Source organism: Rhodopseudomonas pentothenatexigens (assembly GCF_900218015.1).
GTDB lineage: Bacteria > Pseudomonadota > Alphaproteobacteria > Rhizobiales > Xanthobacteraceae > Rhodopseudomonas > Rhodopseudomonas pentothenatexigens.
In genome coordinates this window covers 141,041-158,284 of the sequence record NZ_UFQQ01000010.1, presented here as the reverse complement: position 1 = coordinate 158,284, position 17,244 = coordinate 141,041, and the positions used below count along the sequence as shown (strand labels likewise).

13 protein-coding genes are annotated in these 17,244 nt (G+C 66.1%); 11 read left to right on the top strand and 2 right to left on the bottom strand.

What is annotated here, in order from left to right:
• Positions 1-95 precede the first annotated feature (95 nt).
• From DWA33_RS11525 to DWA33_RS11485, 9 genes are all read left to right on the top strand, one after another.
• Entirely contained in the window at positions 96-2,453 is a 2,358-nt protein-coding gene (locus tag DWA33_RS11525; protein WP_114358234.1) for an Orn/Lys/Arg family decarboxylase, read from the top strand.
• A 28-nt stretch (positions 2,454-2,481) separates the two neighbouring features.
• A complete protein-coding gene (locus DWA33_RS11520; RefSeq protein ID WP_114358233.1) occupies positions 2,482-3,024 on the top strand; it encodes a GNAT family N-acetyltransferase in 543 nt (180 codons plus the stop codon).
• 120 nt (positions 3,025-3,144) lie between these two features.
• Entirely contained in the window at positions 3,145-3,504 is a 360-nt protein-coding gene (locus DWA33_RS11515) for a hypothetical protein (protein WP_114358232.1), read from the top strand.
• Positions 3,505-3,558: 54 nt separating this feature from the next.
• Positions 3,559-4,830, top strand: coding sequence for a divalent metal ion exporter subunit IhpA (gene ihpA / locus DWA33_RS11510; RefSeq protein WP_114358231.1), 1,272 nt, complete (start codon positions 3,559-3,561; stop codon positions 4,828-4,830).
• Positions 4,827-5,822 carry a divalent metal ion exporter adaptor subunit IhpB gene (ihpB, locus tag DWA33_RS11505; RefSeq protein ID WP_114358230.1) on the top strand — a complete coding sequence of 332 codons (996 nt, stop codon included), beginning with the start codon at positions 4,827-4,829 and terminating at the stop codon, positions 5,820-5,822. The genes ihpA and ihpB overlap by 4 nt, the downstream gene beginning before the upstream one ends.
• Positions 5,823-5,852: 30 nt before the next feature.
• Positions 5,853-9,056 carry an efflux RND transporter permease subunit gene (locus DWA33_RS11500; protein ID WP_114358229.1) on the top strand — a complete coding sequence of 1,068 codons (3,204 nt, stop codon included), beginning with the start codon at positions 5,853-5,855 and terminating at the stop codon, positions 9,054-9,056.
• Positions 9,016-9,393 (top strand): hypothetical protein, encoded by a 378-nt coding sequence (locus DWA33_RS25695; RefSeq protein ID WP_430707889.1) that lies wholly within the window; start codon positions 9,016-9,018, stop codon positions 9,391-9,393. The genes DWA33_RS11500 and DWA33_RS25695 overlap by 41 nt, the downstream gene beginning before the upstream one ends.
• Positions 9,394-9,476: 83 nt before the next feature.
• A complete protein-coding gene (locus DWA33_RS11490; RefSeq protein WP_114358227.1) occupies positions 9,477-9,782 on the top strand; it encodes a hypothetical protein in 306 nt (101 codons plus the stop codon).
• 48 nt (positions 9,783-9,830) lie between these two features.
• Positions 9,831-11,582, top strand: coding sequence for an SDR family oxidoreductase (locus tag DWA33_RS11485; protein WP_114358226.1), 1,752 nt, complete (start codon positions 9,831-9,833; stop codon positions 11,580-11,582).
• A 30-nt stretch (positions 11,583-11,612) separates the two neighbouring features.
• Here the strand turns inward: DWA33_RS11485 and DWA33_RS11480 are convergent, their stop codons facing one another.
• Positions 11,613-11,885 carry a DUF2249 domain-containing protein gene (locus tag DWA33_RS11480; protein WP_430707888.1) on the bottom strand — a complete coding sequence of 91 codons (273 nt, stop codon included), beginning with the start codon at positions 11,883-11,885 and terminating at the stop codon, positions 11,613-11,615.
• Positions 11,886-11,947: 62 nt separating this feature from the next.
• The gene (locus tag DWA33_RS11475; RefSeq protein WP_244601262.1) at positions 11,948-12,811 is read right to left on the bottom strand and encodes a ferritin family protein; all 864 of its coding nucleotides are present in this window, start codon (positions 12,809-12,811) and stop codon (positions 11,948-11,950) included.
• Between the two features lie 208 nt (positions 12,812-13,019).
• On the opposite strand from DWA33_RS11475, the gene DWA33_RS11470 reads away from it, so the two are divergent.
• Together DWA33_RS11470 and nosZ are read left to right on the top strand one after the other, a co-directional pair.
• Positions 13,020-15,287 (top strand): 4Fe-4S binding protein, encoded by a 2,268-nt coding sequence (locus tag DWA33_RS11470; protein ID WP_167443190.1) that lies wholly within the window; start codon positions 13,020-13,022, stop codon positions 15,285-15,287.
• A gap of 18 nt (positions 15,288-15,305) precedes the next feature.
• Positions 15,306-17,243 (top strand): TAT-dependent nitrous-oxide reductase, encoded by a 1,938-nt coding sequence (gene nosZ / locus DWA33_RS11465; protein ID WP_114358223.1) that lies wholly within the window; start codon positions 15,306-15,308, stop codon positions 17,241-17,243.
• The last annotated feature ends 1 nt before the right edge of the window (position 17,244 follow it).

Sequence of the window (17,244 nt, the reverse complement as noted above, 5' to 3'; positions counted from 1 at the left end):
CGGCCGGTTTCGCACCAAGAGTGGGTGGCTGTTCTTGTCACCACACTGTCACACAACGCGGCGAGAGAGTGTCGGCGATTCACGCGGGTGCCCTCATGGATTACTTCAGGCGTTTCACCTTCCTGTTCTCGGCACCGACGTTCGATGCGGACGACCTCGAAGGACTTCGGTTCAACCAGATCGTCGCCGAGATCGAGCGGTCCGGCTTCGAGATCGTCAAGGCGCGCAAGCTCGAGGATGCCGAGATTGCGGTGCAGACCGACGCGGCGATCGGCTGCATGGTGGTGGACTGGGGCAAGAAGGGGCTAGAAGGCAAGACCGCGGCGCTGATCAATCTGATGCGCCGGCGCGGTCTCGACTTCCCGATCGTGCTGCTGATCCGCCGCAAGCGGTTCGAGGAAGTGCCGGTCGAGGTGCTGGATTTCATCGACGGCTACGTGTTCCTGTCCGAGGAGACGCCGACCTTCATCGCCCGCAACCTGATCAGCCGGCTGAAGCAATATGCCGACACGCTGAAGACGCCGTTCTTCGGCGCGCTGGTCGACTATGCGGAGGAGGGCAACCAGCTCTGGACCTGTCCCGGCCACAACGGCGGCATGTTCTACAGCCGCAGCCCGATCGGGCGGGTGTTCATCGAACATCTCGGCGAGGCGGTGTTCCGCGACGACCTCGACAATTCGGTGCTCGATCTCGGCGATCTGCTCACCCATGAGGGGCCGGCGCTTCGGGCGCAGAAGGAAGCCGCGCAGATCTTCGGTGCCGAGAAGACCTATTTCGTGCTCAACGGCACCTCGACCTCCAACAAGGTCGCGCTCGGCGCGCTGGTCACCGACGGCGACCTCGTGCTGTTCGATCGGAACAACCACAAGGCGGCGCATCACGGCGCGCTGATGATGGGCGGCGGAATTCCCGTGTACATTCCCACCATTCGCAACGCCTGGGGCCTGATCGGGCCGATGGCGTGGGACGCGCTGGACGAAGCGGCGCTGCGCGAGCGCATCCGCAGCCATCCGCTGGTCAAGGATCCGGAGGCGTGGCGCAAGCCGCGGCCGTTCCGGGTCGCGGTGGTCGAGCAGTGCACCTATGACGGCACGATCCACAGCGCCGAGATGATCCTGCGCCGCATCGGGCATCTGTGCGACTACATCCTGTTCGACGAAGCCTGGGCCGGCTTTATGAAGTTCCATCCGCTGTATGCCGGCCGGTTCGCGATGGGGCTGGCCGATCTCGGCGAGGACGCGCCCGGTATCATCGCGACGCAGTCGACCCACAAGCAGCTCGCCAGCTTTTCGCAGGCCTCGCAGATCCACATCAAGGATCGCCACATCCGCGGCCAGAAGCGGCGGGTCGAGCACCGGCGCTTCAACGAGAGCTTCATGCAGCACGCCTCGACCTCGCCGTTCTATCCGCTGTTTGCTTCGCTCGATGTCGGCGCGCAGATGATGAAGGGCCGTTCCGGCGAAGTGCTGTGGGACGACACGATTCGGCTCGGCATCGAGCTGCGCAAGAAGATCCGCGCGGTGCGGCGTGAGTTCGAGGAGAAGGAGGCGCGGCCGGACCGGCGCTGGTTCTTCGATCCGTTCGTGCCCGACCGGGTGACGATCGCGGATGCCGCGCGCGAGGGCGCGGTGCACGACGTCGCCTGGGAGGCGGTCAGCACCGATCAGCTCGCGACCCATCCGGCGTTCTGGCAGATCGCGCCGGAGGCCGCCTGGCACGGCTTCGCGAACATGACGCCGGGTTTCGCCATGACCGATCCGAACAAGCTGACGCTGCTGACGCCCGGCTTCGACCGCGCGACCGGCCGCTACGCCGAGCACGGCGTGCCGGCGCCGGTGGTGGCGCAATATCTGCGCGAGAATCGCATCGTGCCGGAGAAGAACGACCTCAATTCGCTGCTGTTTCTGCTGACGCCGGGCGTCGAGGCGAGCAAGGCCGGCACGCTGATCAGCGGTCTTGTCGCATTCAAGAAACTGCACGACGACAATGCGCCGCTCGAAGAGGCGATCCCGGAATTCGCCCGGCGCCGTCCGGCGCGCTATGCCGGGGTGCGGCTGCGCGATCTGTGCGGCCAGATGCATCGGTTCTTCCGCGACGCCGACGTCAGCGCGCTGCAGGCCAAGCAGTTCCTGCCTGAACATCTGCCCGAAATCGCGATGTCGCCGCACGACGCGGCGCGCTGTCTCGTGCGCAACGACGTCGACTACCTGCCGATCAGCCGGATTGCGGGCCGGATCGCCACCACGCCGTTCGTGGTCTATCCGCCGGGGATCGCCACCATCGTGCCCGGCGAGCGCTTGAGCGAACGGGCCAAGCCGATGCTCGATTACCTGCAGATGTTCGAGCGCAGCTTCAATGAATTTCCCGGATTCGACGTCGAGATCCAGGGCGTCTATCGCGAGGTCGACGAGGCGGGCCGGGTTCGTCTCTGCACCTACGTCGTCGCGGAATAATCCGCACGCCGCGTTCTTCGGAGTTGCCGTGGACAGCGCTTTGCCGATCCTCATCCGTTCGTCGCACGACGGCGACGTCGAGGCGATGCTCGACATCTATCGCTACTACATCCGGCGCGGGCTCGATGAAGGGATCGACGACAACGGCATGCCGCAGCCGGACGATCTCAAGGAACGCCGCAAGAACCTGCGCAACCGCCGCTTCCCGCATCTGGTGGCGCTCCGCGGCGAGGCGGTGGCCGGTTATGCTTACGTCGTGCTGTTCCGCAAACGGCCGGCCTATCGCTACACCGTCAAACACTCGATCTACGTGCATCCCGACCACCTCGGTTGCGGCATCGGCCGCCGCCTGATGCACGAACTGATCGACGCCTGCGCGGCCGCCGGCTTCCGCCAGATGATCGGCTATATCGACGCCGACAACACCGCTTCGCTCGCCCTGCACCACGGCTTCGGCTTCGCCACCGTCGGGCGGCTGCCCGGCGTCGCCTATCGCTACGGGCGCTGGGCCGACACGGTGATGGTGCAGCGGTCGCTCGGCGCGGGGTCGACCACGCCTCCGGCGGTCTGATCGCCAGCGGTGGGTTCCACCGCTGCGACAGATCGATCCGACGCCATGTGTTACGTTATTGCGGATCGACAGCGACGCAAAACGCGTGCTATCCGCTGGTCTCGACCCGTGAGAGCCATCGTGACGCCATCCGCCCGCATCTTTCAGCATCGCCTGCTGCGCGTCTCGCGCAGAGTCGTCGCTGCGTTCGTGCTGGCGGTGTATCTGCTCGCGGGCGCCGTGCACGGGGTCCACGACCTGGATGTAACTTCCGGTTCCGCCACGGCGGTTGTGACTCTGGCGTCCTCCGGCGGCGATCATTCCGACAAGGCGATCGTGGGCGAGCACCATTGCCACGGCTGCTTCTCGGTGTCGCTGCCGAACCCGAGTATTGTGGCGACCACAGCCGAGCTCGCCAGCGCGCCGCTGCGGCATCAAGATGCCGGGCGCCGCAGCATCCTGCGCGGAATCGACCCCCCACCACCGAAAGCGCTGATCTGAACGTGACCGCTGGGCGCCGCGCGCCCTGAATCCGTCGTTCGTCAGGTCCTTGCCATGTTGTTTCCGATCGCCACGCGGCTCGCGTGCGCGGCTGCTGTATTCGCCGGCTCCGTGCTGGCGGGAGATGCCCGCGCGCAAACGCTGACCATGGGAAGCGCGCTGCAGCGCGCGCTCAATGCCAGTCCGCGGCTCACCGCCGCCGAGCGCGACGTCGGCATCGCGCGCGGCCAGCGCATCCAGTCGGGCGCGCTGATCAATCCGCAGCTCTCCTACGAGCAGGACAATTCGTTCGGCTCCGGCGCCTATCGCGGCACCCGTTCGGCGGAATCGACGCTGCAGATCAGCCAGATGTTCGAGCTGTGGGGCAAGCGCGACGCTCGCATCGCCGCCGGTCAGGCCGGGCTCGATGCAGCCTCGATCGGACGCCAGGCGGTGCGGCTCGAGGTGCTGTCGGAGACCGCGGTCGCCTTCGTCACCGTGCTCGGCCTGCAGCGCCGGATTCAGATTCTCGACGAGCAGATCGCCGCGATCGACGCGATTACGCCGCTGCTGCAGCGCCGGGTCGAGGCGGGCGCATCGTCGGTCGCCGAAACCGGCCGTGCCGAGGTTGCGTCGGCCCTGGTGAAGGCGGATCGCGAGCGCACCAAGTCTGCGCTACACACCGCGCGACGGGAACTGGCGATCCTGATGGGCGACACCGCGCCGAAATTCGCCGCGGTGTCCGGACGGCTGGACGCGATCGGAAAGCCGCCGGCGTTTCGGTCGGTGATCGCGGCGATCGACGCCAATCCGCAATTGGTGCGCTGGAAGGCGGTGTATGCCCAGCGCAATGCCGAACTGCTGCTGGCGCGGCTGAAGCCGTATCCGGACGTCACTGTGTCGGCCGGGCTACGCCGTTACAACGAGACCGGCGACAGCGCCGTGCGGCTCTCCGTCTCGGTGCCGATCCCGCTGTTCGATCAGAACCAGGGCAACATTCTGTCGGCGCAGGAAAACCTGGCCAAGATCGCGGCGGAGCGCCAGGCCAACCGCAATGTGCTGATCGTGGTCGCGGGGCGCGCCTACGACTCGCTGCAAGGCTCGCTGCACGAACTCGCGATCCTGCGCGACGCCGCGATCCCGAAAGCCAGGGATGCCGCCGCCGCGATTTCCGAAGGCTACGGCCAGGGCCGCTACTCGCTGCTCGAAGTGCTCGATGCGCAGGCCAGCGTCGCGCAGGCGCGGCTGCGCGAGCAGGAGGCGCAGCAGAATTTCCACGTCGCCGTCGCCACCATCGAGGGGCTGGTCGGCAATCCGTTCGCATTGGCGCGGGGAGGCGCGCGATGATGAAGCCCTTGTTGATGATCTGCGGCGCCGCCGCGATGTTCGCGCTCGGCGTCGCCGTGGCCGCTTACGCGCCGATCGGATTGGACCAGCCGGCGCAGCAGGTTTCGAACAAGACCGTTGGGCACGCTCACCCCGAAGGCGAGAAGGGGCATGATCACGACGGCCATGACGACGAGGGCAAGGTCGAGATGAGCGACGCCAAGGTGGCGGCGTCGGGCATCGAGATCCGAACCGCTCAGGCCGAGACGCTGCACGACTCCCTCGTCCTCAACGGCATCCTGCAGCCCAACCAGGAGACGCTGGTGCAGGTCACGCCGCGGTTTCCCGGCGTGGTCCGCGAGATCAAGAGCCGGATCGGCGACACGGTCGAAAAGGGTGAGCTGCTCGCCAGGATCGAGAGCAATCAGAGTCTCAGCGTCTACGAGATGCGCGCGCCGATCTCCGGCACCGTGATCGACCGCCAGATCTCGCTCGGCGAATACGCCTCCGAGCAGAAGCCGGCCTTCATCGTCGCCGACATCTCCACCGTGTGGGCCGACTTCTCGGTGTATCGCCGCGATCTGCCGCGGGTGCGGATCGGCGACAAGATCATGATCGAGGTCGCCGACGGCGGCGAGCCGATCGAAGCGCGCCTGTCCTACATCTCGCCGGTCGGCAGCGCCGACACCCAGAGCGCGCTCGCCCGCGCCGTGGTGCCCAATGACGGCTTGCGTCTGCGCTCCGGCCTGTTCGTCTCGGCCCGGCTGATCCTCTCGGCCAAGCCGGTCGCGCTGGCGATCCGCGCCTCGGCGATCCAGAGCGTGGAGAACCGCAGCGTGGTGTTCGTCCGCAGCGGCGACGACTTCGAGGTGCGCGACGTCGAGCTCGGCGCAAGGGACGCCGAGAACGTCGAAATCGTCTCCGGCCTGCAGGCCGGCGAGCGCTATGCGGCGGCCAACAGCTTCGTCGTCAAGGCGGAGCTCGGCAAGGGGGCGGCGTCGCATGAACATTGATATGAGCCTGCTGATCGCCGGAGGCCGCGCATGATCGACAAGGTGCTCGCCTTCTCCGTCCGCCAGCGCTGGCTGGTGATGATCGGCGTGCTGATGATGGCCGCGTTCGGCGCCTGGAATTTCACGCGGCTGCCGATCGACGCGGTGCCGGACATCACCAACGTCCAGGTTCAGATCAACACCAACGCGCCCGGCTACTCGCCGCTCGAAGTCGAGCAGCGGATCACGTTCCCGATCGAGACCGCGATGGGCGGGCTGCCCAACCTCGTCAACACCCGGTCGCTGTCGCGCTACGGCCTGAGCCAGGTCACGGTGGTGTTCAAGGACGGCACCGACATCTACTTCGCCCGGCAACTCGTCAACGAGCGCATTCAGCGCGCCAAGGACGTGCTGCCGGCCGGAATCGACACCGCGATGGGGCCGGTCTCGACCGGTCTCGGCGAAATCTACATGTACACGGTCGAGGCGAAGCAGGGCGCGACGCGCGCCGATGACAAGCCGTTCACGCCGAGCGATCTGCGCACCGCGCAGGACTGGATCATCAAGCCGCAATTGCGCAACGTCCCAGGTGTCAACGAAGTCAACACCATCGGTGGTTTTGCCAAGCAGTTCCACGTCCTGCCGGATCCGGCGAAGCTGATGGCCTACCGCCTCGGCTTCCGCGACGTGATGACGTCGCTGGCCGCCAACAACGCCAGTGTCGGCGCCGGCTACATCGAGAAGAACGGCGAGCAATATCTCGTGCGCACGCCGGGGCAGGTCAGCGACGTCGAGGAGATCCGGCAGATCGTGATCGGCTCGCGCAGCGGCCTGCCGGTTCGGATCATGGATGTCGCGGAGGTGAAGGAGGGCACCGATCTGCGCACCGGTGCCGCGACGCTGAACGGCCAGGAGGTCGTGCTGGGCACCGCGATGCTGCTGATCGGTGAGAACGGTCGCACCGTGGCGCGGCGGGTCGCCGCCAAGCTCGAGCAGATCGAGAAGTCGCTGCCGGACGGGATGTCGCTGCGTGCGGTGTACGACCGCACCCATCTGATCGACGCTACCATCGCGACGGTGGAGAAAAACCTCGTCGAAGGCGCGCTGCTGGTGATCGCGATCCTGTTCCTTATCCTCGGTAATTTCAAAGCCGCGATCGCCACCGCGCTGGTGATCCCGCTGTCGATGCTGTTCACCGTCACCGGGATGTTCGAGAACAAGGTCAGCGCCAATCTGATGAGCCTCGGCGCGATCGACTTCGGCATCATCATCGACGGCGCGGTGATCATCGTCGAGAACTGCCTGAGGTTGCTGGCGCAGGAGCAGCACCGGTTGGGGCGGCTGTTGACCCGGCAGGAGCGGTTCGACACCATCATCGCCGGCTCCCGCGAGGTGATCAAACCGAGCCTGTTCGGCACGCTGATCATCGCGGTGGTGTATCTGCCGGTGCTGACGCTGACCGGCGTCGAAGGCAAGATGTTCACCCCGATGGCCCTGACCGTGCTGATGGCGCTGCTCGGCGCCAGCCTGCTGTCGATGACCTTCGTCCCCGCCGCGGTGGCGCTGCTGGTCACCGGCAAGGTGTCGGAGAAAGAGAACTGGTTCATGCGGCTGGCGCACCGGGCGTATCTGCCGCTGCTCGATCTGGCGATCCGGCTGCGCTGGGCCGTCGTCGTGGCGGCCGTGGCGCTGGTGGTGGTGAGCGGTTATGCCGCGACGCGGATGGGCGGCGAGTTCATCCCGAGTCTGGACGAGGGCGACGTCGCAATCCAGGCGATGCGCATTCCAGGAACCAGCCTGACGCAATCGCTCGACATGCAGATCGCACTGGAGAAGCGCATCCTGGCGATCCCGGAGGTGAAGGATGTGTTCGCCCGCACCGGCACCGCGGAGGTTGCGACCGACCCGATGCCGCCGTCGATCTCCGACGGCTATGTGATGCTGAAGCCGCGCGATCAGTGGCCGGACCCGAACAAGCCCAAGGCCGAACTGGTGCAGCAGATCGAGGCGGCCGCCGAACAGGTGGCGGGCAGCCTGTACGAGCTGTCGCAGCCGATCCAGTTGCGCTTCAACGAACTGATTTCCGGCGTCCGCAGCGACGTCGGCGTCAAGATTTTTGGCGACGATCTCGATGTGCTGACGCAACTCGCCGGCCAGGTGCAGGCGGTGCTGCAGACCATCAACGGCGCTGCCGACGTCAAGACCGAGCAGGTTGCCGGGCTGCCGGTGCTCACGGTGAAGCTCGACCGCAAGGCGCTGGCGCGGTTCGGCATCAGCGTGGCCGAGGTGCAGAATCTCGTCGAGATCGCGGTCGGCGGCAAGTCGGCAGGGCTGGTGTTCGAAGGCGATCGCCGTTTCGATCTCGTCGTCCGCCTGCCGGATCAGATCCGCACCGATATCGCCGCGATCAAGGCGCTGCCGATCCCGCTGCCGCCAGCCGAGGGGCAGGTGAAGCCGACGCCGGCTGCGTTCGGCACGACGCCGCTGGCCCAGATACGCTACGTACCGCTGTCCGAACTCGCCGAGATCGTGGTGGCGCCGGGGCCGAACCAGATCAGCCGCGAAGACGGCAAGCGCCGCATCGTGGTCTCGGCCAATGTGCGCGGCCGTGACCTCGGCTCGTTCGTCGGCGAAGCGCAGCAGTTAGTGGCCGACAAGGTCAAATTGCCGGCGGGCTACTGGATCGGCTGGGGCGGGCAGTTCGAGCAGCTCGTCTCTGCGACCCAGCGTCTGACCATCGTGGTGCCGATCGCGCTGCTGCTGATCGTCCTGCTGCTGTTCATCAGCCTCGGGTCGGCGGCCGACGCGCTGCTGGTGTTCAGCGGCGTGCCGTTGGCGCTGACCGGCGGCATCTTCGCGCTGCTGCTGCGCGACATCCCGCTGTCGATCAGCGCCGGCATCGGCTTCATCGCACTGTCCGGCGTGGCGGTCCTCAACGGCCTCGTCATCATCACTTTCATCGAGCGGCTGCGCGGCGAAGGCCGCAGGATCGTCGAGGCGGTGCGCGAGGGCGCGCTGACGCGGCTGCGCCCGGTGCTGATGACCGCATTGGTCGCTTCGCTCGGCTTCGTGCCGATGGCGCTCGCGACCGGCGCCGGTGCCGAGGTGCAACGGCCGCTCGCCACCGTGGTGATCGGCGGCATCGTGTCGTCGACCATCCTCACGCTGCTGGTGCTACCGGCGCTCTACATCCTGTTCCGCCGCGAAACTGTTGATGACGATCGCGGCGAGAGCAGCCGGGCGGCCGGGATGTAACATCGATCTCCGCCCGGCAGATGCCAATGCGCCGCGCGAGGAACGCCGCGGCGACGAGACGGTTGGCGCAGCGAGGCAGGGCGAGGTGGACTACGGCAAGGAGAGATCAATGCCAGGAGGACACGGCAGCAAGCGGCATTTCGGCGTGGGCACCGATGGCAAAGGCGCCGGAACCGGCGCGATGACCGATTTGCCCAAGGAGATGGTCGGGGAGAACGACGTGCTGTCGAACCGCGACAAGGCGCAGCATCCCGACACCCGCGGACTGGACGGAAAAGGCACTCAGACCGATCAGTATCAGGACCACGCCGCCAATCGCATATCCGAGAAGGAGTGAGAGCGCGCGGCATCGTCCGATGCGATGAGGAACAGGTTCGTCTCAGCCGGGTTGCGGACAAGCGACAACCAAGGGAGACGACGATGCAGAGCACGATCACCGGCCAATTCGCGACCCGGCGCGAGGCGGAGTTGGCTGTGGAGCGCCTGGTGCAGGAACTCGGCATCGAGAGATCGTCGGTCTCGGTCGCGCCACGCGGAGTCGCCAACAGCGCCGGAACGCGGGTCGCCGGCGCCGACGCCGAGAGCGGCCATCCCGGGGTCGAGAAGCACGGCGACCCGGAGCTGAACGACCTGATCGAAGTCTCGGTCGGCTGCAGCGAAGCAGAAGCCGGCAAGATCGAAACCACGATGAAGAGCGTCGGCGCCCGACAGGTGGCGGGGCGCTGAGGCGCAGGTGACAGCCGCAATCGCCGCGACGGCGCTCGAGGAGTGCGGATGACGGACGTTTCTACGGAGCAGTACGACGATCAGCTCAGGCCGGTCGCCGACAACATTTGGATTTTCGACGCACCGCGGATCGTCGCCGCGGGCCTGCCGCTGCCGATCCGGATGACGATCATCCGCCTGTCCGGTGGCGACTTGGTGCTGCATTCGCCGACGCAATACACGCGCGAACTGCACGATCGGGTCGCGGGATTGGGGCGGATCAGCTATCTGGTCGCCCCGAACGTCGCGCATTGGATGTTCGTGCAGGATTGGCAGGAGGCTGTGCCCGACTCGCTGACCTTCGCGGCCCCCGGACTGGCCCGCCGCCGTCAGGTGCGGCGCGCAGATCTACGGATCGATCACGAACTGGTCGACGGCGCACCGGAGGCCTGGGCCGGCGAGATCGAGACGTTCGTAATTCACGGCGCGTTCTACACCGAAGTCGCGCTGTTTCATCGTCCGAGCCGCAGTCTGGTGCTCACCGATCTGGTGCAGAACATCGATCCAGGACGGATGCCGGTCCCGGCGGCGCTGGCCACCGAAGCGATCGGGTCCGCTGCGCCGGACGGCATGGCGCCGATGTATTTGCGCTGGCTGCTGCATCTCGGCGGCCGGCGCGTCAAGGACGTGGCGCGGCGGTTGATCGCGCTCGACCCCGACCGGGTGATTTTTGCTCATGGCGAGTGGTTCGACAACGCAGCGCCGCAGCGGCTGTCGCATTCGCTGCGCTGGCTCGGCCGCGACGTGCAGGAGCCGCGTTCGAAGACGATGGAAGGTTTGCGCGTCGTGATCACCGGCGCGTCCAGCGGGATCGGACGCGCTGCCGCGCACGCCTTTGCACGGCGCGGTGCGAGCGTGGTTGTGGCGGCGCGCCGGGCCGCGGTGCTGGAACGCGTCGCGGCCGAATGCGAGGCGCTCGGCGGGCGGGCGCTGGCGATCGAAACCGATGTGACCGATGCCGACGCCGTGCAGCGTCTCGCAGCAACTGCGGAGCAGGAATTCGGCGGCGTCGACGTCTGGATCAACAACGCCGGCACCGGCGTGTTCGGCGCGTTCCAGGACGCGGACCTCGCGTTGCATCGTCGCACCATCGAGGTCAATCTGCTGGGGACGATGTACGGCAGCTATGCGGTGCTGCCGATCTTTCTGCGCCAGCAGAGCGGCGTTCTGATCAACACGATCTCGCTCGGCGGCTGGATGCCGACGCCGTTCGCGGCGGCCTACACCGCGAGCAAGTTCGGACTGCGCGGATTCACCGGGAGCTTGCGACAGGAGCTCGCCGAGGCCAGCGACGTCCATGTCTGCGGCGTGTTTCCGGCGATGATCGACACGCCGGGCTTCGTCCACGGCGCCAATCAGTCCGGCCGGACGCTCGATCCAGGACCGTTGTTGTATCCGCCCGAAGACGTCGCGGAAACGTTCGTCGACCTGGTCGACTATCCGCGCGACGAAGTGGCGGTCGGCTGGCCGGCGCGGGCCGGGCAGTTGTCCTATGCGTTGGCCCCGAAGTTCACCGAGCGACTCATCGGAGCCAGTATGCGGCGCATGCTGGCTCGCGCCGGCACGGCGCCGCGAAGCGAAGGAACGATGCTGCAGCCTGCCGAGCGAGGCACGGGTACATCGGGCGGCTGGCTGGCGCGCCGCGGCCTGCCGCCCGCCGGCGAGATCAGCAAGTTCGCAATGGTCGCCGGAGCGGCGTTGCTCGGCGCAGGCGCGGTCATGGCGGCGCGCAGCGCCCGAGCGCGCGCGTCGCGACAGTGAGCGATCGAGGAACGGCGGCGCCGTCGGCGATCACACCGTGCTCGTCCCGCGAGCAGGTTTGCGGAGTCCGACCCGCCAGGTCAGCGGGCCGGTCTCCAGATAGTCCCAATCGAAGCCACCGGGGCGCCTGACGTCGAACAGATAGCGGAGCGGTCTCGGATCGTGGTCGCTCAGCAATTCCAGGGAGTCCCCCGGGCCGAGCTGGTCGAACAGGCTGAAGACGATCGGGTGCCGCAACGAGCGGGGAAACACCCTGACGTCAATCGACGTGACGAGATGCTGTTGTGTCATGTCGGCCAGCATCGCCGCGACAGCGCACGGCTTCGTTGTCGCGGCGCAAACAGAAACCGCTGATCGGATGGCGATCAGCGCAGTGTGATCGCGAAGGCGCGCAACCGGGCCAGCCGCCCGATCGACGACGAGGCGAGGTCCTGCGCCAGATCCAATTCGTCCTGATCGGTGGCGCGGTCGGACTCGTCGAGATAGCGCGACGTCAGCTGTTCGGCGTAACGGATCACGCGCGCTGCGGGATCCCCGATCGGGTCGTCTTCCGGAATGCCGGGCAGCTCGGTGGTGGCGGCGGCGAGGTCGTTGATCGCCAGCCCGGCGGCTTGGATCAGCCGTTCGCGCTCTGCGGGCGGCAGTCCCTGCGCCCAACGGATGATCTCTTTCAGCAGCAGACTTTCGAGCAGCGCGGCCGACGACATGTCGTCGAAGTCTCGCCGTTCCGCGTCGACCTGTTTGCTCACCTGTAACGCTTGCCAGGCGAGACGGCGTTCGCGCCGCAGCAAATCCGCGTCCGCCAAAGCTTCCCGTGCCATCGTTTCGGAGGCGGTGCGGATCTCCGGCCGGGTCGCATGCGCCGCGACGTAGGTCCAGAATACGAAAACGCGCTGTCGATGGCGCACCGCGATCGCCCACGCCTGGTAGGGAGTCGAAAGCGCCGACACCGCAAGATCAGCGAGTTCCTCGGATGGAACCAGATCTTCGACAGGCCATGGAAGGCTGCACGGACTTGGCGGCTTGCTGGTCGTAGCCAGACAACGTAGCCTGATCTCGGCGATGCGATCCTGTTCGCGCTCGTTCAAGGTCTCGAGGACATAGCGAACCGGCCCCATCGCCTGATGCTCGCCGTCGTCGGTCAACGACGTCGCCAGCTTGTCGTAGCTGGTCGCCGCGCGTTCTGCCTGCGCCAGAGCGATGGCGAAAAGCTCGGCGAAGCCCGTCACCGCTTTGGTCGGCGGTGCTGTCAAGAGCGGAGTGTTACGCATGGTCGTCTCTGGTTGAGCAGTCTAGGCAATATGGGCCGAATTTGCGCTGGCGCAAATCGGTGTCTTCATCGGCTGCTATCGAGAGCCGACCACGCGATCCAGAACAACGGCGTTCTGTCCCCTAGTTGGAACCGAACCGTTGAGCAGATTGCGCCCGATCCTTGCCCTGTTGTTGATTGCGCTCGCGCTTGCGAGCAGCGTGACGGTTGCGAGCGCCGCAAGCCGTCTGGGCGATTATCTCGGCCGCGCCACACCGTCCGAACTCGTGCCGGGCGCCGACCGCTTCGGGCCAACGCAAGGTGATCCAGTGCTGGCGCCGGCGTATCAAGGCGACCGATTGCTCGGCTTCGCCTATCTGAATTCTGATCTCGTCAACGCCACCGGGTATTCCGGCAAGCCGATCCAGATGCTGGTCGGCATCGATCCGAACGGCGTCATCACCGGCTTGAAGCTGGTCGATCACAAGGAGCCGATCGTTCTGGTCGGCATTCCGGAAGCCAAGATCCTCGCTGCGGTCAACAAGCTGATCGGCGCCGATATGGCGCCGGTGGCGCGCGGCAAGGCCGCTGCGCCGCAGGTCGACATCGTCAGCGGCGCCACCGTCACCGTGCTGGTGATCGGCGACAGTATCGTCCGCTCGGCGACCAAGCTGATTAAGACGGGACGGATCGGCGGCGGGCAGGGCGATGTCGCGCAGGCGCCTCCGGTGAACAAGACCGTCGATCTTACCAAGAGCGAGGTGCGGGACTGGGAGAGCCTGGTCGGCGACGGTTCGGTACGCCGGCTGCTGCTGACCAATGCCGACGTCGATCAGGCATTCGAGAGGTCCGGCAATCGCGAAGCGGCGGCTCGCCCCGAACCCGGCGAGCCGGCCGACACGTTCATCGAGCTCTACGCCGCCGATGTCGCCGTGCCGACGATCGGACGGAGCCTGCTCGGCGACGACGGCTATCAGCGGCTGAAGGCGCGATTGCAGCCGGGACAGCAGGCGCTGGTGATCGCCGGACGCGGGGCCTATTCGTTCAAGGGCTCTGGCTACGTGCGGGGCGGCATCTTCGATCGCATCGAGCTGATCCAGGACGGCAACAGCATCCGCTTCCGTGACCGCGAGCACACCCGGCTCGGCGACCTTGCGGCGGAAGGCGCGCCGGATTTTCCGGAGATCGGGCTGTTCGTGGTGCCGACCGAGTTCGCGTTCGATCCGACCGAGCCGTGGTCGCTGCAGCTTCTGGTGCAGCGCGTGATCGGCGCGCGCGACAAAGCGTTCCTGACCTTCGATCTCGGCTACACGCTGCCGGACGGCTACATCAAGCGCGAGCAACGCGCCGTCACGGTGAGCGACACGCCTGCGCCGGCAGCAGCTCCGGCCGCTGCGCCAGCCGATGCCGCTGCCGCGTCGTCGACTGCGGAAGTCGACGCCACGCAGGACGAGCCGCTGTGGATGCGGATCTGGCGTGGCGATCTGGCGCGGATCGGCATCCTGGGTGTCGCGCTGGTGACACTGACGCTGATCTTCTTCTTCCAGAACCAGTTGGTGCGCAGGCCGACGGTCTATGTCTGGGTACGCCGTGCGTATCTCACCTTCATCCTGGTCTGGCTTGGCTGGTACGCCAACGCGCAGCTCTCGGTGGTCAACGTCCTGACCTTTACCAACTCGTTGATCACCGGATTCAGCTGGGACTACTTCCTGTCGGCGCCGTTGATCTTTGTGCTGTGGGCGGCCGTTGCTGCGGCGCTGCTGTTTTGGGGGCGAGGGCCGTTCTGCGGCTGGCTGTGCCCCTTCGGGGCGTTGCAGGAGTTGCTCAACAACGTCGCGAAGGCGCTGAAAGTCCCGCAGTTCAACGTGCCGTGGGGGCTGCACGAGCGGCTGTGGCCGATCAAGTACATCGTGTTCCTCGGCCTGTTCGGCCTGTCGATCTACTCGACCGCCGCCGCCGAGCACTTCGCCGAGATCGAGCCGTTCAAGACCTCGATCATTCTCAAATTCGCGCGGGAATGGCCGTTCGTGGTGTATGCGGCGACGCTGCTCGCCATTGGTCTGTTCGTCGAGCGGTTCTTCTGCCGCTATCTGTGCCCCCTTGGGGCGGCACTGGCGATCCCGGGCCGGATCCGGATGTTCGAATGGCTGCGCCGCTGGCCGGAATGCGGCTCACCGTGCCAGCGCTGCGCCAAGGAATGCCCGGTGCAGGCGATCCACCCGGAAGGGCACATCAACGTCAACGAGTGCATCTACTGCATGCACTGCCAGGAACTGTATTTCGACGACCATCGCTGCCCGCACATGATCCAGTTGCGGCTGAAGCGCGAGAAGCGCGAAGCGCTGTCGTCGACATCGATGCGCGGCGGCAAGGGCCCTGCGACCGTGATTCTCGCCGGTGGCAAGCCGCTTGCCGCTCAGCCGGCGGGCGCCACTCAACCACCTCCAGCACAGTAGAACCTCAAGGAGAGCACTATGGGCGACCAGGACCACGGACACGGCCTCAGCCGGCGAACGCTACTCGGAAGCAGTGCGGCGGCAGCCGGCGTCGGCATCGTCGGCGGCGCGACGCTCGGTACCGGCGGCACGCTGATCGCGACCGCGGAAGCGCAGACCAAGCCGAGCAGCCCGGCACGTCCCGCGATTCAGAAGGCGGAAGTCCACCCGGGCGAACTCGACGAATATTATGTGTTCTTCTCCAGCGGCCAGTCCGGCGAGCTGCGGATCATCGGCCTGCCGTCGATGCGCGAATTGATGCGGGTGCCGGTGTTCAATCGCTGCAGCGCCACCGGCTGGGGCCAGACCAACGAAAGCCTCAAGGTGCTCACCGAAGGGCTGCTGCCCGAGAGCCGCGAATTCCTGAAGAGCCGCGGCGGCACCTACGTCAACGGCGACCTTCACCATCCGCATCTGTCGTTCACCGACGGGACCTATGACGGCCGCTACGCCTTCATGAACGACAAGGCCAACACCCGCGTGGCCCGTGTCCGGCTCGACGTGATGAAATGCGACAAGATCATCCAGTTGCCGAACCAGCACACCGTGCACGGCCTTCGCGTGCAGAAATACCCGCGCACCGGCTACGTGTTCTGTAACGGCGAGGACCGCGTGCCGGTGCCGAACGATGGTCACAACCTGACCAAGACCAAGGACTATCGCGCGGTCTTCACCGCGATCGACGGCGACACTATGAAGGTGGCCTGGCAGGTGATGGTCGACGGCAATCTCGACAACGTCGACGCCGACTATCAGGGCAAATACGCGTTCGCGACCTGCTACAACTCCGAAGGCGGCGTCACCGCCGCCGAGATGACCGCCGCCGATCAGGACTGGGTCGTGATCTTCAATCTGAAGCGGATCGAAGAGGCGGTGAAGAAGGGCGACTTCAAGGAGATCGGCGGCGTGCCGGTGCTCGACGGCAGCAAGGGCTCGCCCTACACCCGCTACGTGCCGGTGCCGAACGGCCCGCACGGCATGAACACCGCGCCGGACGGCATCCACATCGTCGCCAACGGCAAGCTGTCGCCGACCGCGACAGTGATGGACGTGCGGCTGTTCGATCAGTTGTTCGACGACAAGATCAAGCCGCGCGACGTCGTGGTCGCCGAGCCGGAGCTCGGCCTCGGGCCGCTGCACACCGCCTATGACGGCAAGGGCAACGGCTACACCACGCTGTTCATCGACAGCCAGATCTGCAAGTGGAACATCGACCTGGCCAGGCGCGCCTACAAGGGCGAGAAGGTCAATCCGATCCTCGACAAGCTCGATGTCCACTACCAACCGGGCCACAACCACTCGTCAATGGGCCAGACCAAGGAAGCCGACGGAAAGTGGCTGATCTCGCTGAACAAGTTCTCCAAGGACCGGTTCCTCAATGTCGGTCCGCTGAAGCCAGAGAATGATCAGCTGATCGACATCTCCGGCGACAAGATGAAACTGGTGCACGACGGCCCGAGCTTCGCCGAGCCACACGACGCCACCATCGTGCATCGCTCCAAGATCAATCCGATCTCGGTCTGGGACCGGGCCGATCCGATGTTCGCCGATGCGGTGAAGCAGGCGAAGGCGGACGGCGTCAAGCTGGAGGAAGATTCCAAGGTGATCCGCGACGGCGACAAGGTCCGGGTCTACATGGTGTCGACCGCGCCGAACTACGGCCTCACCGAATTCGAGGTCAAGCAGGGCGACCACGTCACCGTCTACGTCACCAACATCGACACGGTCGAGGACCTCACCCACGGCTTTTCGATCGTCAACTACGGCATCCAGATGGAGGTTGCGCCGCACGCCACCGCGTCGGTGTCGTTCACCGCCGATCGTCCCGGTGTGTACTGGTACTACTGCTCCTGGTTCTGTCACGCCATGCATATGGAGATGAAGGGCCGCATGCTGGTCGAGCCGAAGAGCGTCTGAG

What these genes read in the sequence shown, in the direction of transcription:
- DWA33_RS11480 (WP_430707888.1), bottom strand. Translation starts at nt 11,885, where the DNA reads ATGCTGGCCGACATGACACAACAGCATCTCGTCACGTCGATTGACGTC.
- DWA33_RS25695 (WP_430707889.1), top strand. Translation starts at nt 9,016, where the DNA reads ATGACGATCGCGGCGAGAGCAGCCGGGCGGCCGGGATGTAACATCGAT.
- DWA33_RS11490 (WP_114358227.1), top strand. Translation starts at nt 9,477, where the DNA reads ATGCAGAGCACGATCACCGGCCAATTCGCGACCCGGCGCGAGGCGGAG.
- DWA33_RS11525 (WP_114358234.1), top strand. Translation starts at nt 96, where the DNA reads ATGGATTACTTCAGGCGTTTCACCTTCCTGTTCTCGGCACCGACGTTC.
- ihpB (WP_114358230.1), top strand. Translation starts at nt 4,827, where the DNA reads ATGATGAAGCCCTTGTTGATGATCTGCGGCGCCGCCGCGATGTTCGCG.
- DWA33_RS11485 (WP_114358226.1), top strand. Translation starts at nt 9,831, where the DNA reads ATGACGGACGTTTCTACGGAGCAGTACGACGATCAGCTCAGGCCGGTC.
- ihpA (WP_114358231.1), top strand. Translation starts at nt 3,559, where the DNA reads ATGTTGTTTCCGATCGCCACGCGGCTCGCGTGCGCGGCTGCTGTATTC.
- nosZ (WP_114358223.1), top strand. Translation starts at nt 15,306, where the DNA reads ATGGGCGACCAGGACCACGGACACGGCCTCAGCCGGCGAACGCTACTC.
- DWA33_RS11500 (WP_114358229.1), top strand. Translation starts at nt 5,853, where the DNA reads ATGATCGACAAGGTGCTCGCCTTCTCCGTCCGCCAGCGCTGGCTGGTG.